At 48.2% G+C, this 24,849-nt stretch carries 22 protein-coding genes; 16 read left to right on the top strand and 6 right to left on the bottom strand.

Annotated features, from left to right (window positions below; genetic code table 11):
• Positions 1–122: 122 nt before the first annotated feature.
• Entirely contained in the window at positions 123–1,346 is a 1,224-nt protein-coding gene (locus tag AC0MA3_RS02995; RefSeq protein ID WP_474655114.1) for a glucose-1-phosphate adenylyltransferase, read from the bottom strand.
• A 217-nt stretch (positions 1,347–1,563) separates the two neighbouring features.
• On the opposite strand from AC0MA3_RS02995, the gene glgB reads away from it, so the two are divergent.
• On the top strand, positions 1,564–3,483 hold the full coding sequence (gene glgB / locus AC0MA3_RS02990; RefSeq protein ID WP_474655113.1) for a 1,4-alpha-glucan branching protein GlgB: 1,920 nt from the start codon (positions 1,564–1,566) through the stop codon (positions 3,481–3,483).
• Between the two features lie 40 nt (positions 3,484–3,523).
• On the top strand, positions 3,524–4,948 hold the full coding sequence (glgA, locus tag AC0MA3_RS02985; RefSeq protein WP_474655112.1) for a glycogen synthase GlgA: 1,425 nt from the start codon (positions 3,524–3,526) through the stop codon (positions 4,946–4,948).
• Positions 4,949–5,052: 104 nt separating this feature from the next.
• Here the strand turns inward: glgA and AC0MA3_RS02980 are convergent, their stop codons facing one another.
• Entirely contained in the window at positions 5,053–6,798 is a 1,746-nt protein-coding gene (locus tag AC0MA3_RS02980; protein ID WP_474655111.1) for an alpha-glycosidase, read from the bottom strand.
• Between the two features lie 365 nt (positions 6,799–7,163).
• Here AC0MA3_RS02980 and AC0MA3_RS02975 point away from each other — a divergent pair, with 365 nt between their 5' ends.
• From AC0MA3_RS02975 to AC0MA3_RS02960, 4 genes are all read left to right on the top strand, one after another.
• Positions 7,164–7,982, top strand: a complete 819-nt coding sequence (locus tag AC0MA3_RS02975) for a transporter substrate-binding domain-containing protein (RefSeq protein ID WP_474655110.1) — start codon at positions 7,164–7,166, stop codon at positions 7,980–7,982.
• A 140-nt stretch (positions 7,983–8,122) separates the two neighbouring features.
• Positions 8,123–8,782: an amino acid ABC transporter permease gene (locus AC0MA3_RS02970; RefSeq protein ID WP_379151965.1), complete on the top strand. Its 660-nt coding sequence runs from the start codon at positions 8,123–8,125 to the stop codon at positions 8,780–8,782.
• Positions 8,769–9,491, top strand: a complete 723-nt coding sequence (locus AC0MA3_RS02965; protein WP_379151967.1) for an amino acid ABC transporter ATP-binding protein — start codon at positions 8,769–8,771, stop codon at positions 9,489–9,491. Before AC0MA3_RS02970 ends, AC0MA3_RS02965 begins: the two co-directional genes overlap by 14 nt.
• A gap of 116 nt (positions 9,492–9,607) precedes the next feature.
• Positions 9,608–11,137 (top strand): Ppx/GppA phosphatase family protein, encoded by a 1,530-nt coding sequence (locus tag AC0MA3_RS02960; protein WP_474655109.1) that lies wholly within the window; start codon positions 9,608–9,610, stop codon positions 11,135–11,137.
• On the opposite strand, the gene ppk1 is transcribed toward AC0MA3_RS02960, so the two are convergent.
• Positions 11,085–13,205, bottom strand: coding sequence for a polyphosphate kinase 1 (gene ppk1, locus AC0MA3_RS02955; protein WP_379154109.1), 2,121 nt, complete (start codon positions 13,203–13,205; stop codon positions 11,085–11,087). The genes AC0MA3_RS02960 and ppk1 overlap by 53 nt on opposite strands.
• 362 nt (positions 13,206–13,567) lie before the next feature.
• Here ppk1 and AC0MA3_RS02950 point away from each other — a divergent pair, with 362 nt between their 5' ends.
• A complete protein-coding gene (locus tag AC0MA3_RS02950) occupies positions 13,568–14,236 on the top strand; it encodes a 3D domain-containing protein (protein ID WP_474655108.1) in 669 nt (222 codons plus the stop codon).
• Between the two features lie 95 nt (positions 14,237–14,331).
• Here the strand turns inward: AC0MA3_RS02950 and AC0MA3_RS02945 are convergent, their stop codons facing one another.
• Entirely contained in the window at positions 14,332–15,222 is an 891-nt protein-coding gene (locus AC0MA3_RS02945; RefSeq protein WP_474655107.1) for a polysaccharide deacetylase family protein, read from the bottom strand.
• 214 nt (positions 15,223–15,436) lie between these two features.
• Between AC0MA3_RS02945 and AC0MA3_RS02940 the strand changes: the two genes are divergently transcribed.
• The 9 genes from AC0MA3_RS02940 to mobB all read left to right on the top strand — a co-directional run bounded on the left by AC0MA3_RS02940 (position 15,437) and on the right by mobB (position 22,557).
• A complete protein-coding gene (locus AC0MA3_RS02940) occupies positions 15,437–16,477 on the top strand; it encodes an NADH:flavin oxidoreductase/NADH oxidase (protein ID WP_474655106.1) in 1,041 nt (346 codons plus the stop codon).
• A gap of 86 nt (positions 16,478–16,563) precedes the next feature.
• The gene (locus AC0MA3_RS02935) at positions 16,564–17,268 is read left to right on the top strand and encodes a dihydroorotate dehydrogenase electron transfer subunit (RefSeq protein ID WP_474655105.1); all 705 of its coding nucleotides are present in this window, start codon (positions 16,564–16,566) and stop codon (positions 17,266–17,268) included.
• Positions 17,261–18,193: a dihydroorotate dehydrogenase gene (locus AC0MA3_RS02930; protein WP_474655104.1), complete on the top strand. Its 933-nt coding sequence runs from the start codon at positions 17,261–17,263 to the stop codon at positions 18,191–18,193. Before AC0MA3_RS02935 ends, AC0MA3_RS02930 begins: the two co-directional genes overlap by 8 nt.
• Before the next feature lie 88 nt (positions 18,194–18,281).
• On the top strand, positions 18,282–18,629 hold the full coding sequence (gene lpdD / locus AC0MA3_RS02925) for a prenylated flavin chaperone LpdD (RefSeq protein ID WP_474655103.1): 348 nt from the start codon (positions 18,282–18,284) through the stop codon (positions 18,627–18,629).
• A 62-nt stretch (positions 18,630–18,691) separates the two neighbouring features.
• Positions 18,692–19,363, top strand: a complete 672-nt coding sequence (locus AC0MA3_RS02920; RefSeq protein ID WP_379151992.1) for a PspA/IM30 family protein — start codon at positions 18,692–18,694, stop codon at positions 19,361–19,363.
• Positions 19,364–19,489: 126 nt separating this feature from the next.
• A complete protein-coding gene (locus tag AC0MA3_RS02915; RefSeq protein WP_474655102.1) occupies positions 19,490–19,900 on the top strand; it encodes a DUF350 domain-containing protein in 411 nt (136 codons plus the stop codon).
• 58 nt (positions 19,901–19,958) lie between these two features.
• Positions 19,959–20,462 (top strand): DUF4178 domain-containing protein, encoded by a 504-nt coding sequence (locus AC0MA3_RS02910; protein WP_379151998.1) that lies wholly within the window; start codon positions 19,959–19,961, stop codon positions 20,460–20,462.
• Positions 20,463–20,661: 199 nt separating this feature from the next.
• A complete protein-coding gene (locus tag AC0MA3_RS02905) occupies positions 20,662–21,942 on the top strand; it encodes a molybdopterin molybdotransferase MoeA (RefSeq protein ID WP_474655101.1) in 1,281 nt (426 codons plus the stop codon).
• Positions 21,943–21,981: 39 nt separating this feature from the next.
• Positions 21,982–22,557, top strand: a complete 576-nt coding sequence (gene mobB, locus AC0MA3_RS02900) for a molybdopterin-guanine dinucleotide biosynthesis protein B (RefSeq protein WP_474655100.1) — start codon at positions 21,982–21,984, stop codon at positions 22,555–22,557.
• A 164-nt stretch (positions 22,558–22,721) separates the two neighbouring features.
• Here the strand turns inward: mobB and AC0MA3_RS02895 are convergent, their stop codons facing one another.
• Together AC0MA3_RS02895 and xerS are read right to left on the bottom strand one after the other, a co-directional pair.
• Positions 22,722–23,594 carry a pentapeptide repeat-containing protein gene (locus tag AC0MA3_RS02895; protein WP_474655171.1) on the bottom strand — a complete coding sequence of 291 codons (873 nt, stop codon included), beginning with the start codon at positions 23,592–23,594 and terminating at the stop codon, positions 22,722–22,724.
• Between the two features lie 38 nt (positions 23,595–23,632).
• Entirely contained in the window at positions 23,633–24,715 is a 1,083-nt protein-coding gene (gene xerS, locus AC0MA3_RS02890; RefSeq protein WP_379152007.1) for a tyrosine recombinase XerS, read from the bottom strand.
• Positions 24,716–24,849: the final 134 nt, after the last annotated feature.

Below are 24,849 nucleotides of genomic sequence, written 5' to 3'. Positions count from 1 at the left end.
CAGGTGACAGTTGCCGCATCCCTTTTAATAATTATTATAAGGCTTAAACGAAAGTAGGCTCTTTAAAAGTAAAGTAAACCGTTTCAATGGTTATGCCTAACGGGGAGGAACTTGCATAAGAATTAAGATGGAAGTCCTTCGGCACGCAGACGGCCTGTTTTTTCGTATACCTCCTGCAAAAGACGGGAAGGCTGGGTTTTGATGACCGGTTTGGCCGCCACAATCTCATTCGGTCCAACAACCACAATGTTGTCGGGGCTGCCTTTAATCACTGCACCATCTTTAATTACCGCGCCTTCACCAATAATGGCATTCTCAATCCATACACTCCGGCCGATTTTCACACCTGGCATAATGACGCTCTGTTTAACCAGGCTTAACTTGCCGATTTCAACTCCACCAAAAACAACCGACCGATTCAAACTGCCTTCCAGCAGACAGGACTCGTTCACCAGACTTTCAGTAGCTGGCATCTGAAGGCGTGGTTTATGTGGAGCTGCTTTTGTCCGGCGGGCACGGCTGTACATCGGCCAATGGGAATTATCGAGTTTGAAGCCGTTATCTTCATGAAGCAGGTCCATATGAGCTTCCCACAAGCTGTCAACTGTACCCACATCTCTCCAGTAACCTTTGAAACGGTAAGCGAACAGATCATCATTGCCATCAAGCATCATTGGAATGACATCCTTGCCAAAATCATGACTGGAGGCCGGATTAGCTGCATCAAGAAGCAAATGTTCTTTCAGGTATTTCCACTCGAATAAGTAGATCCCCATCGAAGCAAGGTTACTCTGTGGAACCTTTGGTTTTTCCGCAAACTCAGAGATCTTAAGATCCTCATTTACGTTCAGTACTCCGAATCTGCTGGCCTCATCCCATGGAACCTCCATGACTGAAATGGTGGCTTTTGCTGATTTTTCGACATGATAATCCAGCATTTTCTTGTAATTCATATGGTAAATATGATCTGCCGACAGAATTAAGACATGCTCCGGACTGTGGCTGTCAATAAAATCAATATTTTTATAAATAGCATCAGCTGTTCCAGTGTAGCTGTCTCTGCCTTCAACGCCGGAAGGAAGCAGCTTTACACCTTTGTTAGACTGGGTATGGAGCCCCCATGGCTCACCCGCTCCGATATGATTGTGCAAGGAATTAGCTTCATATTGTGTCAGTACCCCAATAGTATCAATATCAGAATTCACACAATTGCTGAGGGGAAAGTCAATGATTCTATACTGTCCGCCGAAAGGGACTGCAGGCTTAGCCATGGTGGTAGTCAAGGGAGCCAGTCTGCGGCCTTCCCCGCCTGCCAGAAGCATGGCGATACATTCTTTTTTACTCATTTGTTATCCCTCCCATTTTTTTGTCAATGCTTGTAATATACACGCAGAGCAAGCACTTGAAACGCATAGATGAAATATATTGCCGTACTTCTGCAAAAATTACATAAATAATTTTCTTGATACAAAATATAGTGAACTTCTGGACTAAATCATTTTCAAAACAGGTACATTCGGGTAATGTTAAAGGTGCATCCTATTCTTAGAAGGTGGTGATGATTTGGCCAATAATTCAGCAACAGTTAACCTCCCGTCATCCGATGATATTTATTTGTTCCATGAGGGCACGAATTATCGCAGCTATTCGATGCTGGGCGCGCACATTGCCGCTGAAGAAGGAATACCGGGCGTACGCTTTACCGTGTGGGCTCCTCATGCGACATATGTAGGATTGGCTGGTAATCATAACGGCTGGGATGGAACCGAAGACGTGGACTCGTTATTTAAGATACCCGATTCAGGATTTTGGAGTCGTTTTTTTCCGGAGATGAAAGCGGGAACTTTTTACAAATACAGGATTGTCGCTTCAGACGGGTCAAGCTTCCTCAAAGCAGACCCCTATGCCTTCCAAGCAGAAGTGCGTCCAGCTACAGCATCCATTGTTGCAGAATTGGGGGGGTACTCCTGGGGAGACGCTGCTTGGCGGCGGCGGAGTAAGGCGCCTTATCAGACACCGCTGAATATTTACGAAATGCATTTTGGAACCTGGCGTCAGAAGGAAGACGGTGAACTGTACACATATCGTGAGATGAGCGAGCTGTTAATTCCTTATTTGGTGGAAATGAGCTATACCCATGTAGAGTTCATGCCTCTGGCTGAACATCCATATGATCTGTCCTGGGGATATCAGGGCACAGGATATTTTGCTGCGACCAGCCGTTATGGGGAACCGCAGGATCTGATGTTTCTCATTGACCAGCTGCATCAGGCAGGAATTGGTGTACTGCTGGACTGGGTTCCTGCTCATTTTGCCAAAGATGCTCACGGCCTTAGAATGTTCGATGGGTCACCGCTGTTTGAATATGCTGATCCGATGCTGGCAGAGAAGCCAGGTTGGGGCACACTTTCTTTTGATTTCAGCAAACCTGAAATTTCATCTTTTCTGATATCGAATGCTTTGTTCTGGTTCGAGATGTACCATATTGACGGGATGCGTGTAGATGCAGTCACCAGTATGCTCAGACTTGATTTCGAAAAGAAAAATCATGAGTATCGCAGAAATGAAAACGGCGGACTGGAGAATCTGGATGCCATCCGGTTTATTCAACAGCTCAACAAGACCATATTCCAGTATTATCCGAAAGCATTGATGATGGCAGAGGAGTCCAGCGCCTGGCCGGGGGTTACCGCTCCGGTGCATGAGGGAGGTCTGGGTTTCAACTACAAATGGAACATGGGCTGGATGAATGACACACTGGGCTACATAGAACATGATTTCGGGGCGAGACCCTATTATCATAATTTGTTGACCTTTCCCATCTGTTATGCCTATGCCGAGAATTATACGCTCCCTCTGTCCCACGACGAGGTGGTGCATGGCAAGAAGTCTCTGCTGGATAAAATGCCAGGAACGTATGAGCAGAAATTCGCAGGTCTTCGCCTGCTCCTGGGTTACCACATCAGTCATCCGGGTAAAAAACTGCTGTTCATGGGTGGAGAATTCGGCCAATTCATCGAATGGAAGGATCAGGATCAGCTCGACTGGCTGCTGCTGGATTATGACAGCCACCGCCGCATGCTGGCCTTCACGGCTGCACTTAACAAGCTCTATGTTACCGAGAGGGCACTATGGGAGCTGGATCATGACATGGAAGGGTATCAATGGATTGATGCCGACGACAGCAGCCAGAGCATTGTTTCCTATATCCGCCGTGGTAAAAAGCCGGTCGATACCTTGCTGATTATTATCAACTTTCAACCGGTGGAGCGGCAATTGTACCGGATTGGAGTTCCGCGTCCTGGTACGTATGAAGAGCTGTTCAGCTCGGAGAATACGGAATTCGGGGGAAGCGGTGTGCACAATGGTCCGATGAAAAGCACCAAACAAGAATGGCACAATCAGGTGAACAGCATCGAATTAACCATTCCTCCGCTCAGTTTCCTGGTACTCAAGAAAGCAGGCAGGAAAACAATAAAATAATAGGGTTCGCAGCTCATACACAAAAGGGGGATATCGAAATATGAAGGTTTTATTCGCTGCAGCCGAAGCGCATCCGTTTATCAAAACGGGAGGGCTGGCCGATGTCATAGGAGCGTTGCCCAAAGCACTGAAGAGTGCGGGAGTGGATGTCCGGGTGATTTTGCCTAAATACCGGGGGATTCCGGAGAAATTTGTTTCACAAATGGAACATGTGGTTGAATTGAGCGTACCGATCGGCTGGCGCAATCAATATTGCGGCATTGAACGGTTGATATATGATGGCATTCCAATATATTTTGTGGATAACGAATATTATTTTGGGCGGGACGGCATTTACGGCTATATGGATGATGGTGAACGTTTTGCCTACTTTAACCGCGCAGTTCTGGAGTGCCTTGAAATCATTGATTTTCAGCCGGATGTGCTGCATTGTCATGACTGGCATGCTGCTGTGATTCCGATGCTGCTTCAGGGTCATTACCGCCACAATCCGTTCTACAAGGATATTCGTACAGTGTTTACCATTCATAATCTGCTATATCAAGGGGTATTCCCTTATTTGGTGCTTGGTGAATTACTGGGTCTTGATGATAGCTACTTCCTCGGGGTTGAGTATTACGGGAACGTGAATTATATGAAAGCAGGGATTGTCTACAGCGATCATATCACTACGGTTAGTCCGACTTATTCTGAAGAAATCCGCACTGCGTATTATGGATATGGACTGGATGGACTGCTGAGCTCACGGGCAGACAGCCTCAGCGGAATCGTCAACGGCATTGACACCAAGATCTATAATCCGGCCAGTGATCCGCAAATATACACCCGGTATCGTTCCAATCTAGCCAAGAAAGCCGAAAATAAGCTCGCCTTGCAGCAGGAGCTGGGACTTCCGGTAGCGCCCTATATTCCGATGGTTGCGATGGTTACCCGCTTGGTCGACTCCAAAGGTCTGGATCTCCTAACCCGGGTAATGGATGAGCTGCTCTATTATGATGATATCCAGTTCGTACTGCTGGGTACAGGGGATGAAGTCTATGAACGCTGGTTCCGTGAAGCACAGTGGCGTTATCCGACCAAGCTGTCCTCACAAATCCTGTTCAATGATGCACTGTCCCGCAAAATCTATGCGGCAAGCGACCTGTTCCTCATGCCGTCCAAGTTCGAGCCTTGCGGAATCGGCCAATTGCTGGCCCTGCGATATGGAAGTATTCCGGTAGTCCGCGAGACAGGCGGGTTGAACGACACGGTACATGCATACAATGAAGACACGGGAGAAGGCAACGGATTCACCTTCAAAGATTACAACGCTCATGACATGATGTACACCATCCGCCGGGCGGTATCGTTCTATCAGAAGCCGGAGCACTGGAAAAAAGTGACGAAAAACGCTTTTGCCGGTGACTATAGCTGGAATGTATCGGCTCAGCAGTATATTGATATTTACAACCGTATTCTGGAGTAGATCAGAAGCAACTTATAGTAAAAAGGACGTTTTGCAGATCTTATTGATCCTTGCAAAACGTCCTTTGTTTGTTACGGGAAGGGTTTCAGTGGCGTTCTAAATAATTAACTCAAGTTCCGGCTGAGAATCCGGTATCCGTATGGGTCGAGCGAGATATGCATCATCCCATCTTCCGGGGCGACCGGCTCGCCGGTGAGCGCATCCTGCCAGTCGTCGGTTTCCATAGGATGGCTAAGAACACGGGATTCCGGAGAATTATTCATCCATACGGTAAAATGAATGACATCATCCGAGCGTTCATAGACGATACAGGAGTCATTCTCACACGCCTGCAAAATTCGGAAACGGCCTTCACGCAGCGCCTTGTTCGTTTTACGAAGGGTAATCATCATCCGGTAAAAGTCATACAGTTCACGGTCCTGCTTATTTGGATCCCATTCCATGCATTTACGGCAGTCCGGGTCCTCGTTACCGGTAAGGCCGATTTCGTCGCCATAATAGATGCAGGGAGTACCCATAAAAGTAAAAAGAAATACAACAGCCAGCTTAAGTCTCCGCTTGTCTTCATTCAATACGGTCAAGAGCCGGGGGGTATCATGACTGCCGAGCAGATTGAAGACCACTTCATTCGTCTGCTGCGGATAACGCATTAACAGGGCCCCTATCCTGTGACCAAAAGTAATACCATCCATCCCTCCATTGAAGAACTCCAGTACCGTACCCGAAAATGGATAATTCATAACGGAATCAAACTGGTCGCCAAGCAGCCAGGTTAGCGAGTCGCTCCATACTTCGCCCACAATATAAGCTTCCGGGTTGGCTGCTTTAACGACCTTACGGAAATCGCGCCAGAAATGGTGATCCACTTCATTGGCCACATCCAGCCGCCAGCCATCCACCTTTATTTCCTTGATCCAATATTCAGCCACTTCGAGCAGATAGGTCTTCACTTCGTGATTGGCGGTATTAAATTTCGGCATGTTGCCAAAAAAACCGAAAGTGTCATACGTGGGAATACCGTCGACAGTTTCGGCCGGGAAGGAGTTCAGGTGGAACCAATCTTTGTATACCGAATACTCCCCCTTCTCCAGAACATCCTGAAACGGCGGGAACTTGTCACTGCAGTGGTTGAAGACAGCATCTAACATGACGCGGATACCCCTTTGGTGACATTCCTCAACTACGGTTTTGAGCAGCTCATTATCGCCGAAATGGGGATCAACCTTCTTATAATCGACGATGTCATATTTGTGGTTGGAGGGAGAGACGAAGAGGGGGGTGAAGTAGACCGCATTGATCCCGAGCTCCTGCAGATCATCTAGATGATCCAGCACCCCTTGCAGATCTCCGCCAAAAAAATTATTCAGTTTCGGCGTTCCGCCCCATGGTTCTGTACCCTCTGGATCATTCGAAGGATCACCGTTGGCGAACCGTTCCGTCATAATCTGGTAGAACACCGCATCTTTGGCCCATTTTGGAACCTGAAACAGATCTATTTGGTGTATGTAGGGGAACTCATAGAAGTGATTGGGCGGTTGCGGGCATTCCGAGCGGACCCCATTGTCAAGCAAATATACATTTTCGCTGCCTTTACTCACACGGAAAGTGTAACTGAGGCGTTTATATTTAGGCCGTACCGCCGCTTCCCAGTAATCGAACATATCGTCCGAGGCCGCTTTTTCCATCATGATATCGTAAGAAGTAGCGTTCCAGTTGTATTTGTCCCCGGTAAGCGCGACTACACAGTCCACATCATCACGCTTGGTGCGAACACGCAGATGTATAGTCTTTGCATCGTAGGCATAAGCCCACTTGTCGCGGGGAACATGGTACATAGCCTCAACCAGCATGATTGCACCTCCTAAAAGTTTTATGGAGCCTAATGCTTTGTGAGCATAACACTGATCTAACGAATAGAATTTGCTTAACTAGCATAAGTTTAAGGTCGTGGACTATGAAGTTAATACCACCCGCAGAGTCTGCATGAACCATTCCGGTTATTCCGGGAGCAATTGGAGATAGTACATAGTATATACTTCTTTTAACAGCATGTGCAAAATGGCGGGAAGACCAAGCGCTGCTGCTCTTTTTTTTTCTGTACAATTTACAAGCATTGTCACAAAATTGTCTTTGCATATTCATGCGTAGTGATTTATAATAAATCGGTCAATGGGACAGCTAAGAGAACTTAAAGAGAATAGGGGAGATACAGAGTATGAATAAATGGGGCAAACTTTCACTCGGAATGCTGCTGGTAGCAGGTCTGATGACCGGCTGCGGCAACAATAACAAAGACAATAATGCAACTACTGGTAACAGTGCGAATGCAGGTAATAGCGCTGCTGCCAAGACACTTACCCTAGGAACCAGTGCGGACTTTCCTCCATATGAATTCCATAAAGTAGTGGATGGCAAAGATACCATCGTTGGTTTTGATATCGAGATCGCTAAGGATATTGCGGCTGATATGGGTGCGGAGCTGGTAATCAAGGATCTGTCCTTCGATTCCCTCCTTAATGAACTGTCCAGCGGCAGAATAGACATGGTTATCTCCGGACTCAGTCCAACCCCTGAGCGTGCCAAGGCAGTAGGGCTGTCTGATATTTATTATAAAGCAGAGCAGGCAGTGGTTGTGCGGGATACCGACAAAGACAAATTCGCGACCATGGATTCCCTGAAAGGCATCAAGCTGGGAGTACAGACCGGATCCATCCAGGAAGACATCGCCAAAGGCATTGAAGGCGCACAACTGACTTCCTTGGGTAAAATTTCCGAAATCGTGCTGCAGCTGCAATCCAACCGTGTGGATGCATCCATTATGGAAGGGCCTGTTGCCGAAGCTTTCGTGAAGAATGTCAAAGGCCTGGCCATTACTGCCGCCAAACCAGTGGTTGAAGATGATGGTTATGTTATTGGCGTTAAAAAAGGAAACGACGAACTTCTGAAACAAATTAACACCACGCTGACCCGGTTGAAATCTGAAGGCAAGATTGACAAGTATGTTGCTGCTGCCAGCGACCTTGCCGTGAAATAATGTTTTGGGCTGTTTTAGAAGGGTAACATTAGCCGCCCCTGCAGGTTTCTGCGGGGGAAGGTTTAATAATTAGAGTGGAGATGAAAATGGCGGTGATCCGCTGTTTTCTATTTTTTTGCAGACAGGAGGTTATGCCAAAAATGAATGTATTCGATATGGCTTATGAGTACCGCAATTTTTTTCTTTCCGGTTTGAAGTACACACTGCTGCTGGCTGTGCTGGGGGTATTCTTCGGTTTTGTGCTTGGTATTGTAGTTTCCTTGTTACGTATGTCCAAATGGTGGATCCTGCGTTTCATTGCGACAGCATGGGTCGAATTCTTGCGTGGTACACCAATGCTGGTTCAGCTGTTTTTGATCCATTACGGGCTACCAGAGTTTGGCATTGAGTTTTCTCCGATACAATCCGGAGCCATAACATTGACCATTAACAGCTCCGCTTATCTGGCTGAGATTTTCCGTGCCGGCATACAGGGAGTGGACCGTGGACAAGTTGAAGCGGCCCGTTCGCTCGGGATGCGGCAAGGGATGACGATGCGGTATATTGTCTTGCCCCAGGCCATCAAGAATGTGCTGCCTGCAATCGGCAATGAGTTCATCACGATTATTAAGGAATCTTCCATTGTTTCAATGATAGGGGTCGCCGATCTGCTGTTTGAAGCGAGATCCGTTACGACTATAAGCTATGAAGGACTGAGTCCTTTGCTGGTAATTGCTGCGATGTACTTTATTCTGACATTTACGTTGTCTAAGATCCTTGGTTTATTGGAAAGGAGGTTAAGAACAGGTGATCACCGTTAAGAACCTGCAAAAAAGCTTCGGCAAGCTGGAAATCCTGAAGGGCATTGACCTGCAGATTCAAAAAGGGGAGGTCGTCGTCGTTATCGGCCCCAGCGGATCGGGCAAAAGCACCTTTTTACGCTGTCTGAATCTGCTAGAGCAGCCTACAGGCGGAGAAATCACCTTTGAAGGTGAATCGATTACGGATAAGAAACATGATATCAATGTGACCCGGGAAAAAATGGGTATGGTCTTTCAGCAGTTTAACCTGTTTCCGCACAAAACCGTGCTGCAGAATATTATGCTGGCTCCCGTAAAAGTGAGAAAGCAATCTGCTTCCGAAGCGGAAAAAATTGCCACTGAACTGCTGCGCACCGTGGGTCTTGCAGACAAACGCGATGCTTACCCGTCCCAGCTATCCGGTGGACAAAAGCAGCGGATTGCCATCGCGCGGGCACTCGCCATGCAGCCGCATGTGATGCTGTTCGACGAGCCGACCTCGGCACTTGATCCTGAGATGGTCGGTGAGGTTCTGGAAGTCATGAAGAAGCTGGCTGAAGATGGCATGACCATGGTGATCGTTACCCATGAAATGGGTTTTGCCCGTGAAGTAGGTGACCGTATCTTGTTCATGGACGGCGGAGTGATTGTGGAAGAAGGCGAGCCGTCACAAGTATTCGGCAATCCGCAGCATGACCGGACGAAGGATTTCCTGAGTAAAGTCCTATAGTACAGCACCACACGGCCCCGGAACTCTATCCGGCGGCCGTTTATTTTTGGTTCGCGGCGGAATGGGTGATATAGTATACATAAATGGCCAATCAACTTGAAAAGGAGTACATACAGATGAGAGATGATCTTTGCCGGATTGGCATTATTGATATTGGTTCTAACTCCATTCGCCTCGTGATCTATGATACGACGCAGGAAGGAGGCTACAAAATCATCAAAGAGTGCAAGTACTCCGCGCGTCTGAGTGAAAAAATCACTAAGGACGGCAGGCTGGAGCGCAAGGACATGGATACCATTGTGCCTGTCCTCCACCAATTCAAGGAGATTTGCAGCGCTTTTGAAGTCGATAAAATCCGTGCCGGCGCCACTGCAGCTATTCGCAACGCGGCAAATTCTGAAGAAATTATCTCCTACCTTTCGGAGGCAACGGGGATTCAAATTGAAGTAGTCAGCGGACATCAGGAGGCTTATTTCGGATTTTTGGGTGTTATTAATGCCTTTGATGTTCAGGATGGCTTTGTCATTGACATCGGAGGCGGAAGCACGGAGATCACCCTATTCCGGGAACGTCGTTATCAGCATAGTATTTCTTTTCCGTTTGGTGCGGTCAATACCAATCTGATGTTTAGCCATAATGGCAATTGGAACGGAGAGCAGGTACGTAAACTTCAGGCCTATGTAACCGGGAGATTGGTGGAGCATGACTGGTTGAACAGCGGTCCGGGTCTTCCGCTGTATGGACTTGGAGGAACGCTGCGTTCTCTGGGGAAGCTGGACCAGAAGATGCGGGATTATTCTCTTCCGAATTCCCACGGCTATACTTTGTCCAGTGAGACCATAGATCAATTTATGGAGACGCTGCCCTCCATTCCATATGAGAAGCGTAAGGATTTGGACGGACTGTCCAAGAGCCGGGGGGATATTATCGTCTCGGGCCTGATTATTTTCCACACGGTTTTCCATTATATTGGTGCCAGCCAGGCATTGATCAGTGGAGAGGGACTTCGCGAAGGGATGCTGCATGACCTGCTCGAACCGGAGCAGCCTGTGCGTGAAAGTGCGCTGGAATTCAGTCTCAATACGATCATCCGTTTTGATATCCGAACATCGAAACGGCATCTGGATCATATCTACAAGCTGGCTCTAAGCCTCTTTGACGCTTTTAGTGCAGAAGGGGAACGGGATGAGCAACGGATGCTGATCTACGTCTCAATCATGCTGCATCGGACGGGTTCCAATATCAACTATTATCAATCCAAGCGGCATACACGTTACTGGCTGATGAACTCTCCGATCCGCGGATTAACGCACCGTCAATTGATTCTGGGAGCCTTGATAGCCTCCTACAGCACAAAAAGCCGGAAGCAGAAATTGTCCCTGATCCACAAGGACATTTTGCTGGCTTCCGACGAGGAGTGGATTCATAAGCTTGGCGCACTTGTCCAGTTAAGCATTGCACTGGATAGTACTGAGATTGGTATCGTAAGCGGACTAGAAGCCCGCCTCCACGGCAATACGCTTGATCTGGAACTGCAGGGAGCGGGCGAGCTTCTGATCGGATTAGAGGACATTGAGAATGCCCTCAAAACGTTCAGGAATGTTTGGGGATTGAAGGTAAAACTCGGCTTCCCTTCCAACGCGTAACATCCATAGCGGCGAACTGGCTCCGGAAAGGGGCCTTTTTGTCGTCTGCACGCTCGTAATACCCATTCGGCTGCAGGAAACTGGACTTTACATTATCCTTAAGCGTCAGATCTAGGATCTTGACAATTTGTTTACGGATTTGGTTGTCTTTTACCGGACACATCAGCTCAATACGCCGGGTTAGATTGCGTGTCATCCAGTCAGCACTAGACAAGTAGACCTCAGGGCTGCCACCGTTCTCGAAGTAATAGATCCGGGAATGTTCCAGAAAACGGTCCACGATGCTGCGTACCGTAATGCGTTCGCTAAGGCCTTCAATCCCTGGACGCAGGCAGCATACCCCGCGCACAATCAGATCAATCGGTACACCAGCCTGGGCTGCGCTGTACAGATTATCAATAACCTCTTGATTGGAGAGGGAATTCATTTTGGCAATGATCCGGGATGGCCGTCCGGCGGCGGCATGCTCAGCTTCGCGCAGAATCAGTTTTTGCAGCGAAAGGCTCATATTGGTCGGTGCGACGATGAAGGAATTCCAGTCATAATTGGCGGAATAACCCGTCATCTGGTTGAAAAGCTCGGAAGCATCTAGACCGATCTCGTTGTTCGCAGTGAACAGACTGAGGTCTGTGTAAGCTTTAGCTGTGCTGTCATTATAGTTCCCTGTTCCGACATGAACATAACGGCGCAGTTCCAGCCCTTCCTGGCGGACAATCAGCGTAATCTTGGCATGGGTCTTGAGTCCAACCAGCCCGTATACCACATGGCAGCCCGATTGCTCAAGCTTGCGCGCCCAGGCGATATTGCGCTCTTCGTCGAAACGTGCCTTCAGCTCTACAACTACAGTGACCTGTTTACCCGACTCCGCGGCATTGGCCAGTGCTGTTATGAGTGGAGAGTTACCGCTGACGCGGTACAACGTCATTTTGATGGCCATGACCTGCTCGTCCTCTGAAGCCTGAATAATAAAGTCGGTCATGGCATCAAAGGATTCATAAGGGTGATACACTAATACATCGCGTTCCCGGAGCACCTCAAAGAAATCCTCGTTCTCATCGAATTCAGCAGGATAGAGCGGTTCGATAGGAGCATCATGCAGATAGCTGAATCCCTTTAGGCTGCCGGCAAAGCCGCGCAGGAATCCTAGGTCCAGCGGGCCTTCAACCTCAAACACGAAATCTTCAAGCTCGAATTCAGCCTGCAGCTGCTCCAGTGCATAAGGATGAATCCCTTTTTGAACCTCCAGACGGGCGGGGACACCTCTCCGACGTTTGCGAAGCTCTTTTTCTATCTCTTCCAGCAGGTCTTCCGCACCTTCTTCATCAATGGTGAGGTCAGAATTACGTGTTAAGCGGAATTCACTAACAGCCACGGGATCATAACCGCTGAACAAAGTCTGGATATGATGACGGATAACATCCTCAATAAATACAAACTGCCGTTTCTTGCTGTTGGAACGGTGGGGAAGGGGAATACATCTTGGCAGATTGGAAGGAATCTGCAGAATTGCAAAGTAAGGGTCCTCTTCCAGACTATCCTTCCGTGTCAGCACAACCGCAAGATAGATGAATTGACTGTGAACGAGAGGGAATGGGCGGCTCTGGTCAACAGCCATTGGCGTCAGTACGGGGAAAATAATATCCCGGTAATATTGTTCAATCGAGAGCTCCTGAGCCTGTGTCAGGTCCTCGTAATTTACAAACACGATACCTTCCTTATGCAGACTGCGGGAGATATCCCGGAATGTCCTGTATTGGTCGGCAACGATCTTAGTAACCCGTTTGATAAGACGCTTATAAAGGCCGGAAGGGGTGTAACCGGTAAAATCTTTTTTGGTATAGCCTGCCCGGATCTGATCTTGAATCCCCGCAACTCGGACACTGATGAATTCATCCAGATTACTGGAGACAATCGCCAAGAACTTGGCCCGCTCCATTAGAGGGTTATCTGCATCCTGTGCTTCCTGAAGTACGCGCCGGTTAAATTCGATCCAGCTTAAATCACGGTTCAGATAGGCTGTAGCCGGGCTGGTATGGATGTTTTTTTTCTCTTCTGTATTCACGTTCATAGACCCTCCAAGTGCTTCAATGTCTTTATCTTCTCTCATTCTACTATTTGCCAAAGAGAGAAATGTTAAATCTGTGTAAAATTTATGCGAAAATGTTCAGGAGATACAACAAAACAATGAATTTTGGGATGCTTTTATTAAATTAATATTAATTTTAAATTAAATGATAACGCTTCAAAACTCCATTTCTGTCAAAGTGGTAACAATTTCATAAGCATTGGTTACAAAATTGTGATATATTAATATCTGTTAGTTTTACAAACACCAGGGCATAAGCAAACATACATACGTCCGGAGTTATTTTGAAGCAGCGTGAATGGGATTTCCCGGATCTGACTGCGCCACTAATGAAGGAGGAACTCATGAAGATCAAATTCAGAGCCGTTGCAGCTCTCGCTGCAGCCTTAAGTATCAGCACACTGATTCAAGCCGCACCCGTCCAGGCAGACAGTATACATATCGCAGGTAATACTACTACCTATTATACTCTATCTAATCATTACGGTATAAGCATGGATAAGATAATGGAGGCTAACCCCAATATTTCAGCGGGTAATATATACCCTGGCCTCAGGTTATCGATCCCCGGCATTCTCAAAGCACAGAATGTTGCAGTTGCCGAACCCATTACTAAAGAATCCACAGGGACTTCACTTTTAAGTGTGGAACCGCAGACAAATACTGTTCAAGCTTGGGGCAAAGTCTACAGCTACGATAAAGTACTTCAGGTCAAAGCAACGGCATATTCTTCTGCAATCAGCGAGAATGGCAAATGGGGTGCCGTTGACTACTTTGGCAATCCGCTGAAGCTGGGTACGATTGCTGTGGATCCAAGCGTTATCCCGCTGGGAACCAAAGTCTTAGTAACCGGATATTCTCATCCTGGGTTGCCTAAACAGGCATTTCTTGCCACTGCAACCGACATGGGAAGCGCGATCAAAGGGAATCGGATAGATATCTTTATCCCGGGCAGTCAAAGCTTTGTCGCAGATTTCGGTTTCCAATATGTGCAGCTCTATATGATTGAATAGATCTAAGACTCAGAAGGAAACGAACCATGCCGAATCAGGCAGGCTTCGTTTCTTTTTTTGTATAGAGCCTGAATTAAGGCCAGTCTGTTTTCTATTTAAAGGTCTAACTTTTCTTTGCTGATCTGAAGCATCTGAGGGAGAGTGACAAAAGTATACCCCCGCTTGTGCATGATGTTAATGACTTCGGGGAGAGCCTGAATCGTTCCCTGTAAATTGCTGCCCCGGCCCCCGCCACCATGCTGCAGTACGATAGCTCCCTTACCCGCATGGGTGATGATATTGTTCCGTACCTGTGTTTTCGAAAGCCCTTTCCAGTCCAGAGAGTCTACATTCCAGTTCACAAGCTTGTATCCGTGGGCTTTGGCCCATTTCAGCTGCTGTTCACTGATGTCTCCATAAGGTGGACGAATTAGCCGCGGCTTATAGCCCGCAAGCGTATTGATAATATCTTCCGTGCGGATAATCTGTGTGCGAAATGCGTTTATACTGATTTTGCCAAACTCTGGATGGTTATAGGAATGATTGCCGACGGCATGGCCTTCCCTGATCATCCGAGCTACAAGTTCAGGGTGCTTCTCAGCCCGGCTACCTACAATAAAAAAAGTGGCATGGACATGATATCTTCGCAGCATGTCAAGCACTTGGGGTGTAAAGCGCGGGTCAGGCACATCATCGAATGTAAGTGCGATCTGTTTGCGCCGCGGACCTTGGGTTTTAATAGTCTCAGGGTATTTGCGGAGCAGTTGGCTGAGGGTAAGTGTTTTCCCCCGTTTTTGTAACTGTGACGATGTACGCGAAGAGCCTGCGGGGATTGCTAGATCTTCCTTCGGCTCTGCTACTGCTCTCTGACTGCTATCCGGTTGCTGTAACAAGCGGGGATCCTCGGAAAAGGCTGCTGTAGGCCCCACGGAGGAAACGGGGCTGAGCAGGCTGAAGCAGACAATGGCTGACAGGAGCAGCTTCCGGCTCATGTGCAGGCTTTTCATCAGGGCATGCCTCCTTTTGTAGATACTGGAACTACATAGAATACTCAGAGAATAATTCTGCTTGTCTTGTTATCCCCTTCCATTGACTGAATTATGCTGGTTTTACATGCTTGTGATTATGATTTATCGGTGTGGAAAATACGTGTATACTGAATTGGACGGGAGAACAACCCGGGCTATTGAATTCGTGAACAACAGAAAGGAAGGAATAGAAATGCCGGAATTATTTGCTCCTTACGAGCTAAAGGCTTTGTACTTGAAGAATCGAATCGTAATGCCTCCAATGTGCCAATATGCTGTAGTCAAGCAGGATGGAATCCCAAATGATTGGCATTTCGTTCACTATGTGAGCCGCGCTATCGGGGGGACCGGATTCATTATTGTGGAAATGACAGGTATCCATCCGGATGGAAGGATTACGAATCAAGATACAGGAATTTGGAGTGATGATCATATTGATGCTTACCGGAGGCTAACTGAGGCAGTACATGCTCAAGGTGCCAAAATAGCCGTTCAGTTAGGCCATGCAGGCCGCAAAGCGGTGGATGCCGAGCCTCCTGTGGCTCCTTCAGCCATCCCGTTTGATTCCAAATCCAAAACGCCACAGGCGCTCTCTAAAGAAGGGATCAATGAATTGATAGCAGCCTACCGTGAAGGGGCAAGGCGGGCGGTGGAAGCCGGATTTGATACGGTTGAGCTACATGGAGCTCATGGTTACCTGATTCACCAGTTTCACTCTCCGCTTTCTAATACCAGAGATGATGAATACGGTGCAGACCCCATGCTGTTCGGAGAACAAGTGACCCGTGCAGTTCGGGAGGTACTTCCTGCTGAAATGCCGCTCCTTATGCGAGTATCTGCCAAGGAATACGTAGATGGCGGTTATGACGAAGCCTACGCTCTTGAATTCTGCCGGCGCTATAAGGCAGCTGGAGTGGATATGTTCCATGTTTCATCTGGCGGTGAAGGGCCAATCGGTTCGAATGGTGGCCCTAATGCCGGACCGGCTTACCAGGTTGATCTGGCTGAGTACATCCGCAGTGAACTCCAGATTCCTGTGATTGCGGTAGGACGCCTCGAATCCTATGAAGAAGCGCAGTCCATAGTTTCCGAAGAAAAGGCGGAACTTGTTGCAATAGGCAGGGGAATGTTAAGTGACCCGTATTGGGCGCTGCACGCAGAGGAAGCCCTTGGCGGTGTGGATAAGGCTAATGTGCCTAAGCCATATGAACGCGGGATTTGGAAACGGAAATAGACACCGGCGAATGTGAACTATATCACAGATTTTAAGTTCCTTCTAAGGCATGGTTAATAAGATTAAATTTGAAGGAGCTTGATAACTTGGCGACTGTGATTAGTAACGAACGACTGACGAATGGCGTGTATCACCTTCGGGTGGAAGGGGATCTCGGGGGTACAATGGGGCAATTCTACATGTTGCGGGCATGGGGAGACTATCCTTTGCTGTCCAGACCGCTAAGCATACATCAAGTGAACGACGATGGTGTGGATTTTCTGTATCATGTGGTGGGTGAGGGGACGAAGATACTGGCTGGACTGAACCCTGGAGATCCTATTGAACTCGAAGGGCCTTTTGGTACCGGATTTCCGACAGTTGAAGGAAAGGTTGCATTAGTAGGCGGTGGCATTGGGATAGCACCTCTTTTATACTGTGCACAGGAGCTTCCTGGCAGCGATATTTATCTGGGCTTTAGCCGTGAGGCGTTCCGGACGGAGGCATTTCGACCACTGGCTGCCGAGTTGACAGTCAATGTGGGAGGCCTGGTGCTTGACAGCGTCGATTTTACCAGCTATGACCATATATTTGTCTGTGGGCCGCATCCGATGCTCAAAGCTGCGCAACTGAAAGGCATAGCCGCTGAAACGGCAGGCCGGAGACCTAATGTTTACTTATCCCTTGAGAACCGTATGGCTTGTGGAATCGGGGCCTGCCTCGTATGCAGCGTTTCCTGCCGTGATGGTCAGCGCAAGGCTTGTGCTGACGGACCGGTATTTCTCGCGGAAGAGGTGATCTTCCATGATTAATCTGACTGCCAATATCGCAGGTGTCCACTTTAAGAACCCGATCATCATGGCTTCCGGGACTTTCGGTTTCGGCCGAGAATACGGCAAGCTATATGATGTATCGCTCCTCGGGGGGATTTCCGGCAAGGGACTTACACTACACGCCAAGGCGGGTAATCCCGGTGTGCGTGTGTTTGAGACCGCCTCGGGTATGCTGAACAGCGTCGGACTCGAGAATCCAGGCGTTGAAGCGTTTCTCGCCAAAGAGCTTCCCTATTGGGAGACGCTCGATACTGCCCGTTTGGTGAATCTGGGAGGCAACACGCTGCATGACTATGTGCTGGGTGCGGAACTGATTCAGCGTGATGCAGATGTACGCAGCGCATCCGGCAAACCAGCAGTGGATATGATTGAGCTGAATATTTCTTGCCCTAACGTTAAGGAAGGCGGCATTGCTTTTGGTGTTAAGACACCTGCTGCACAGGAGGTAGTCCGTGCCGTCAGAGCTGCAACCAAGCTTCCGCTGGCTGTGAAATTATCCCCGAACGCTGAGGATATCGCAGGAATGGCTGAAATGTGCCAGGAAGAAGGCGCAGATGCCATTTCACTAATTAATACGATCTCTGGAATGAAGATTGATGTCCGCCGCCGCCGTAGCGTATTCAATAATTTGTATGCCGGATTATCCGGTCCTGCCATCAAACCGGTCGCACTGAGAATGGTGCATCAGGTAGCGAAGAGGGTATCCATTCCGGTGATCGGTATGGGCGGAATTACCTCGGCAACAGACATTATCGAATTCATTATGGCCGGGGCAACGGTTATTCAGGTCGGAACGTATAACTTCATGAATTTGCGCGCAGGCAGTACGCTTGTCGAAGAATTGCAGCAGTTTATGATGGAGGAGAACATTTCGTCACTGGATGAAATCCGCGGCATTATATAGATGATTTCATGTTTAAAGGGCAAAGTCTTCTCTTTCTGAGATATCCTCGAGTGCAATGGTTAATATAATTGGGAAAGGGGAGAAATTCATGTCTTCTCCAGAGCTGTACCCAGGTGATATTGAACTGTCTGCCACTGAGGTTGGCCGTGATTTGCTGCTGCTGATTACCGGTGGTATCCGTCACATCGGCTCAGCCAGTACCGCCTATGTAGAGGAAGGGGATATTAAGGTAACCACTTCAGCAGTTCCTCATCACAAAGAACATACGATCAGTGAGTCGATTGCAATGCGGGTTGCGGCTGCTCTTAATCGGACGGTTACTGTAGTTATGGGCATTCATTACGACCATTTGAGCCAGGAGGGTATAGCCCAAGTTGTAGAAATCGTAAATTTCAAAGTAGATCAATATTTATTTGGGCAAATTTTGAAACGATAAGGGCACTTCCTGCGTAAATGATAACAAATGAGCACATCACTTTTATTTTGGAGGAATGAACCATGTCTATATTTAAAAGATTGCGTGATTTAACGATGTCCAATGTGAATGCGATTATCGATAAAGCAGAAGACCCGGTTAAAATGACGGACCAATACATTCGTGACATGACGGAGGATTTGGAAGACGCAGAAAAAGCTGTCGCGGCACAGATTGCCATTGAGAAAAAATTCAAGCAACTCTATGAAGAACAGGAAGCGCTCGTGAACAAACGTAATCAACAGGCGCATGCTGCCGCTCAGGCAGGCAATGCTGACCTGGCGCGCCGTGCCCTGGAAGAGAAGAAGGCTGCAGAAGCCAAGCTTGTGGAATATAAGACTAGCTTTGATCAGAACAAGGCGTCTGCGGACAATCTGCGCGGTAAGCTGGAGGAAATGCGTAAACAGCTGACCCAGATGAAGAACAAACGCGAGACCCTGGTTGCACGTTATAATGCAGCCAAGGCGCAGACTGAAATCAACAAAGCCATGAGCGGTTTCAGTTCTGATTCGGCTTCAGCTGGTCTCAAACGCATGGAAGACAAAATGCTGCAGGCAGAAGCCCAGGCAGAAGCCAGCAACGAAATGAGCGCCGGCAACAAATCGCTGGATGATGAATTCGAAAAACTCGGCAAGGATCAGGCCGTTGAAGATGAATTGGCTGCACTGATGAAGCAATACGACAAACAACAATAACATATTGGCATTAGCCTACTTCTGGGCTAGTGTCCACAGGCGAAGGGGAGACAGATAGAACGTTTCTCCTTCGCCTTCTCTATGCTGCCTGTATGGGCGGGCAAACTGATCATCGGAGGCTAAACAATGGATTTCCATATTCTGGTGTCCATGGTGGTATGGACGGTGAGCGGCTCGGTGCTGCTATCTGTGCTAATGTACGTGGATTCGCTCTTTACCCGTTACAACGATTTGGAAGAGATTCGCACAGGCAACATGGCGGTAACCATGAGATTCGTGCTTAAGCTACTGGCACAAGGTTATATTCTGTCGTCTTCCATTGCTTCATCGAACAGTTTGGGTGATGCACTTATCGTCTCCATAGTCTCCTTTGTACTATTATTCTTCTTAGAAAAAATAGTACGATTACTCCTGTACCGCTGGGCGAAGCTCGATCTGGACCATGGTACTCTGCTCGGCAAAATAGGCTACGGTGTATTGGCAGGCTCGCTGCATATGACCGGTGCTTTGATAATAGCGGCCTTTATAAAGAGCTGAGGTCTTAGATCGTTCAAGATTATGCTTTTGTACAAAACCTTTAAAAGGAATGATTCGTTTGAGTATCTGGAAACGTATTGGCAATATCTTCTCTAAACCTGAGGCGCCGTCTGTACCCAAGAGCATGTTGAACCTCTCAGCCGGAGATATTTGTGAGGTATCCCTGGTGACCTATGAGGTCACAGGGCGTACGCAAACCAGCGGCCGCAATGCTGTGGTGCTAACCTTGCGTGACGGCAGCCGTATTGCATATCTGCACATTGAAGAACGCGAGCAGCTGCAGTACGCATTATATCAGCCGATTGACGGGCGGCTGGATGATCCTGCTGAGGTGCCTGCAACCTTGGAGCTGGACGATTACACATTTTATTTGGAAGAGGAATATGAGGGATATGCGGCAGTGACAGGCCAGACTCCTTATATGAACGGCGGGCAGCAGCATGTCTGGCAGTACCAGTCTGATGAATCGCGGCTTCTCCGCGTTGAATGGCAGAATGGACGGTTCATGTTATACGAAGGTGAGAAAGTGATCCCGGCAGATGTTAAGGTCATTCGTGCCTAAAACCAACACCAAGCGTATTGTCTAATCCAGCTTGTCTAAACGTATCCTGACAAGAAGCCTCCGCTTACAGCGGGGGCTTCTGTTTATTGCGAAGAGAGATGAACAAATATCGCTTTACAGGCTGTCGTGTTAAAATAGGTTTGAATTAAAGCGGCTCAGCCCGAGTAATGACAATACGGGACAGAAGAGGATGGTGCATATGAACAACAGAGAAGAAATAGCGCATTCTAAATTTCATCGTAAAGCCCTTCAGGTGAAGGATGCACAGTCACGGATTATTGAATATGCGAAGGTGCTTGATATGGAAGAGGTGCCTTTATATCAAAGTCCAGGACGTTATCTGGCTGAATCTGTCAATGCGCCGCATCCGTTTCCGGCTTTTAACCGTTCCGGAATGGACGGGTATGCGCTTATCGCAGCCGATACGGAGGAGATAGAAGAAGGAAATCTGGTCTGGCTGGACATCGTGGATAACATTCCTTGCGGTGCAGTGCCTGCTGTCGATATACGGCGGGGGACGGCTGCCCGGATTATGACAGGAGCAAAAGTGCCGAATGGTGCAGATACGGTTGTGATGATTGAAGCTACAGAGAGCAGGGAAGTTGGTGGTCTCCTCCAGGTAGGAATCCGCAAACCGCAGAAGGCAGGCCGGAATGTTACACCCCGGGGTTTTGAACTCAAGGAAGGGGAGTTAGTACTTCCAGCCGGACGGGTGATCACTGCTGGAGATATCGCGGTTTTGGCCGCTTTTGGAATTCCTTTTGTGAAGGTGATCCGTAGACCCAAGGTAGGCATATTTGCAACCGGAACCGAACTGCTGGAAGTACATGAACCGCTCGTGGCAGGCAAAATACGGAACAGTAATTCGTCTATGCTGGAAGCACTGGTGCGGGAGAGCGGCGGAGAACCGGTAATGCTTGGTGCTATAGTAGATGATATAGAACTGGCACGAAGCAAGGTGCAGATGGCACTCGAAAATTACGATCTGGTGATTACCACGGGCGGAGTATCCGTTGGAGACTATGACATCATGGGGGATCTAGTCCGCGAGAACAGTGGAGATATGCTGTTCAACAAGGTGACCATGCGTCCAGGTAGTGTGACAACAGCTGCTGTACGTGGAGGAACGCTTTTGCTAGCATTGTCGGGTAATCCCGGAGCTTGTTTTGTTGGATTTCATTTATTCGCCCGGCCAGTGATCATACAAATGCAGGGAGCAATTCAGCCTTTCCTGCCGGAATGGACAGCGGTACTTGGAGCGGAATATTCCAAAGTAAACAACTATACCCGGTTTGTCCGTTCCCGGCTGGAGATCCATGAGGGTCGGCTGTATGCCTATCCGGCTAACATTGATGAATCGTCTGTGATGGTAACTATCAAGGACAGTGACTGTCTAATTGTGATTCCGCCGGAGGAACGGGGGCTGACTGCCGGAGATTCGGTGAAAGTGCTTAAGCTACCCGGGGAAATTAGGGGTTGAGAAGGCAGGGCTGGATCATTAAAAGTGGGAGGCAACTGAATGAGGCGTCGTAGACAGCAACCGCTAAAGAGCTTAAAAAATGTAAGCAGCGGGCCAGCAGTGTTACAGATCGTAGGCTACAAAAATAGCGGAAAAACGTCCCTGATCTGTGACTTGATCCCGCTCTTGCAGCAGAGAGGTTGTAGCGTGGCGGTCATCAAGCATGACGGGCATGACTTTAATATGGACCATGAAGGAACGGATACCTGGAAGCATCGGCAGGCCGGGGCTTCAGCGGTTGCTATCACAAGCAAGGGAAGGACTTCGGTCATTCGGGAACGGGGAAGCAGTCTGGCTGAACTAATCGATACTTTTGCAGAATACGATTTTGTGCTGGTGGAGGGATTCAAGCAGGAGCGATATCCCAAAATCGTATTGATTCATAGAGAAGAGGATATATTTCTGCTAGACGGGACGAGCCATATTGTCGCGATGGCGGTTTGGAAATCTATTCAAGATCATCCATCTCTGCTGCTTCACAATCCGGATATTCAGCGATTCGACATTAACAACCGGACAGGATTAGCCCAGTTTTTGTGGCAACAACGAGATTATTTTCAAAATTTCAACACATGAAAAATTCACAATAGAAAACACAAAGTGCAACAACTACCACACTTGTTACATCCCCAAAACCCGTCACAAAGAACAGCGGCCAGCCCCTTCAGATGAAGGAGTACATGGCCGCTGTTTTGTTGTCAGGAACTGCTTGAACTGAAGTACAATGATCTGGTAGCCAGCTACAATGAAGACCAATGCTCAGGACGCACAAGTGCGTCAGGAAGTTTAGTTGAAGCATCACCCTTCGCAGCATTAAGCTGAGACTGGGTCAGAAAGAGTGTACCTGTTAGATCAGCTCCACACAGGTTCGCGTCGCGAAAGTCGGCGCCTATCAAATCGGCTCCTCTAAGATCTGCTCCGCTAAGATCAGCTGCAATCAGATAAGCACCACGCAGGCTGACACAGCGCAGATCGGATTTTTTGAGCTTTGCTCCAATCAGGTCGGCGCCCCGGCCGTAGTTTTTGGGCCGTTTGGGGGCATTGATCAGTTGACGTCTTGCCGCATCGCGTTCGAGCTCGCTTGTCCGCAGCAGAAGCTCGTTAATCTCTGCACGGTGAGCATTCACGTCTACTTGCAGCAGTGCTTCTGCCGGCAACAGAGTCAACTGTTCAGTCTGCTCAAGTGCAGCATGAAGCTGGCTGTGGATCGGCTGGGCGGCCGGAAGCTCAAGCGCTTGGGCTAAATAATACATCAGCTCATGAAGATGACGCATGACGGGGAAGACTTCGAACATTTGAGCTGCTGATTCCGGAGCCGCCCGCCAGTCCCGGCTGGCAAAGGTGAGATGGGAAACCTTTGGTCCAGCGCCGAAGCACTCGTAGACCGTACAACCTTTGAATCCTTTGTCTCTTAGTCCGGTATGAATCCCGCAGCGAAAGTCATTCCGAAGATTGGGACAAGGCTGACCCGCATTTTTGTCTATGGCAAAGTCTGTTGATGCAGAAAAGGGCAATGCGGCACAGCAAAGACCAAAGCAATTTTCGCAGTTGGACTGTAAAACAATATGGCTTTGATTAGGTGCAGCAGATAATGATTCTTGTTGGTGAAACATTTGAGACAATGAAATGAACTCCCTTCATGAATAGGTATTCAGCTCTCCAGACGCCGCTCAATCGCTTGAGACATCGTTTTGTCTGTAAGATGGGCATAGACTTCGGTTGTTTCCGTTGAGGCATGCCCAAGCTGTTCCTTTGTTTTGTAAATATCATTTTGCAGATAATAGTCTGTGGCAAAGGAGTGACGCAGCTTATGCACAGTCAGATACGGCTTGCCGAACCGTTTGGCGTATTTGATGATCATCTCCTGGATTGCCCGTTTGGTCATCCGTTTTCCTTCATGACTTCCGTTCGGCAAAGCAATGAATAATGCTTTCTCTTTCTTGGGTGTTTTATAACGGGACTGGCGCAGGGTAAGATAGAGTGATAGTTCATCCTTGGCCTGTTCACGGAAGTAGACCGGTGTCTTAAAAGTCTCGTCATTATGGCCCTTGCGGTAGACATACAGCAGCTTATTGTTCACATCCAGATCATCCACATTTAGGTTAACTACTTCCGAAACACGAAGGCCAGAATTAAGAATGAGGCTGGCAATGCAGGCATCACGCTCACGGTTGAGCTGGAATGAATAATAGGCTTGTTTATTGGCTTCAACATCTCGGCCGTACCCTTCATATATGTAGCCTACGAATTCCAGCAGTTCTTCGTCCTCCAGAATTTTGCCTTTCAGCTTGGCGGCGGTATCTTTCGGTTTATGAATACGCTTGATTTCTACCTTGGCCATTACATTACGTTTGAGCAAAGGATAGAAATTCTCGTCCTCGGCAATCTGGCTTAAATAATGGAAAAGAGAACGAAGGGCAGACAGCTTGCGGGAGACCGTAACTTTGGAATTGGTTCCCTCTGCACGCGTAGTAAGATGCAGCCGGTAACCGACAACACTGTCCATATGCAACGTCTCCAGATCCAGCAGAGTGATCTCTGACAGGCTAGCAGCCTGCGTTAGGCCTTCTGCACGAAGCCAGCCAAAGAACGATTCATAATCACGGATATACTCCAGCAGGGTAGAGGGGGAGAGGTCTGGACGTTTGTAATCAATGAATTGCTGCACAAACCAGGGCATGTGGAGCACTTTTTGGTCAAGATGTGTTCGGTCAGTGTTTTTTTGAATGCTCAAAGCCTGTTCACCTGCCTTAAGGTTGCTATTATTCAGCGGATATGTCTTTTTGGTTTCTTCCTATTTTATCATGTTTCGCAGCATTTGGCCGGATTTCACATCTGGGGATACAGGGTTCGCCTTGCTCCAGTTGT

This window comes from Paenibacillus sp. LS-5 (assembly GCF_056121505.1).
This window is presented reverse-complemented; position numbering and strand designations above follow the sequence as displayed.

What these genes read in the sequence shown, in the direction of transcription:
- AC0MA3_RS02995 (WP_474655114.1), bottom strand. Translation starts at nt 1,346, where the DNA reads ATGAGTAAAAAAGAATGTATCGCCATGCTTCTGGCAGGCGGGGAAGGC.
- glgA (WP_474655112.1), top strand. Translation starts at nt 3,524, where the DNA reads ATGAAGGTTTTATTCGCTGCAGCCGAAGCGCATCCGTTTATCAAAACG.
- AC0MA3_RS02980 (WP_474655111.1), bottom strand. Translation starts at nt 6,798, where the DNA reads ATGCTGGTTGAGGCTATGTACCATGTTCCCCGCGACAAGTGGGCTTAT.
- AC0MA3_RS02975 (WP_474655110.1), top strand. Translation starts at nt 7,164, where the DNA reads ATGAATAAATGGGGCAAACTTTCACTCGGAATGCTGCTGGTAGCAGGT.
- AC0MA3_RS02970 (WP_379151965.1), top strand. Translation starts at nt 8,123, where the DNA reads ATGAATGTATTCGATATGGCTTATGAGTACCGCAATTTTTTTCTTTCC.
- AC0MA3_RS02960 (WP_474655109.1), top strand. Translation starts at nt 9,608, where the DNA reads ATGAGAGATGATCTTTGCCGGATTGGCATTATTGATATTGGTTCTAAC.
- ppk1 (WP_379154109.1), bottom strand. Translation starts at nt 13,205, where the DNA reads ATGAACGTGAATACAGAAGAGAAAAAAAACATCCATACCAGCCCGGCT.
- AC0MA3_RS02950 (WP_474655108.1), top strand. Translation starts at nt 13,568, where the DNA reads ATGAAGATCAAATTCAGAGCCGTTGCAGCTCTCGCTGCAGCCTTAAGT.
- AC0MA3_RS02945 (WP_474655107.1), bottom strand. Translation starts at nt 15,222, where the DNA reads ATGAAAAGCCTGCACATGAGCCGGAAGCTGCTCCTGTCAGCCATTGTC.
- AC0MA3_RS02940 (WP_474655106.1), top strand. Translation starts at nt 15,437, where the DNA reads ATGCCGGAATTATTTGCTCCTTACGAGCTAAAGGCTTTGTACTTGAAG.
- AC0MA3_RS02930 (WP_474655104.1), top strand. Translation starts at nt 17,261, where the DNA reads ATGATTAATCTGACTGCCAATATCGCAGGTGTCCACTTTAAGAACCCG.
- lpdD (WP_474655103.1), top strand. Translation starts at nt 18,282, where the DNA reads ATGTCTTCTCCAGAGCTGTACCCAGGTGATATTGAACTGTCTGCCACT.
- AC0MA3_RS02920 (WP_379151992.1), top strand. Translation starts at nt 18,692, where the DNA reads ATGTCTATATTTAAAAGATTGCGTGATTTAACGATGTCCAATGTGAAT.
- AC0MA3_RS02915 (WP_474655102.1), top strand. Translation starts at nt 19,490, where the DNA reads ATGGATTTCCATATTCTGGTGTCCATGGTGGTATGGACGGTGAGCGGC.
- AC0MA3_RS02905 (WP_474655101.1), top strand. Translation starts at nt 20,662, where the DNA reads ATGAACAACAGAGAAGAAATAGCGCATTCTAAATTTCATCGTAAAGCC.
- mobB (WP_474655100.1), top strand. Translation starts at nt 21,982, where the DNA reads ATGAGGCGTCGTAGACAGCAACCGCTAAAGAGCTTAAAAAATGTAAGC.
- AC0MA3_RS02895 (WP_474655171.1), bottom strand. Translation starts at nt 23,594, where the DNA reads ATGTTTCACCAACAAGAATCATTATCTGCTGCACCTAATCAAAGCCAT.